1 protein-coding gene is annotated in these 264 nt (G+C 47.0%); it reads right to left on the bottom strand.

Going from position 1 to position 264, the window contains the following annotated elements; translation table 11 throughout:
- Nucleotides 1-182 (bottom strand): hypothetical protein (locus DJ029_RS22380; RefSeq protein WP_232823187.1); only part of this gene is annotated, 182 nt, incomplete at its 3' end.
- Nucleotides 183-264: the final 82 nt, after the last annotated feature.

Here is a 264-nt window from a genome sequence, read left to right as displayed (position 1 = left end):
GTTTGAGCCTTCTCCTGCCGTTTGAGCTTGCGGAGTTGTCTCTTGGCTTGCCTTCGCTGTTGAGCGGTTGGCTTTGTTTTGACGATCTCCCAATTTTCATCTTCTAGGAGATCGGGATGTACCCATATGGGCTGTCCATCTGGTGTTGGGTAAGGCACCAGTTCTTGGGACGTTTGGGTCATTTTTATCATCTTAAAGGAAGTAGTGATCTTCTCCTTTGGTGATTTGGATGCTTGTCCATATGACACCATGTTAACGGAGACA

The sequence above is a fragment of the Oceanibium sediminis genome (assembly GCF_003265325.1).
GTDB lineage: Bacteria > Pseudomonadota > Alphaproteobacteria > Rhodobacterales > Rhodobacteraceae > Halovulum > Halovulum sediminis.
The sequence above is the reverse complement of the archived record's forward strand: the minus strand, read 5'-3'. Positions and strand labels throughout refer to the sequence as shown.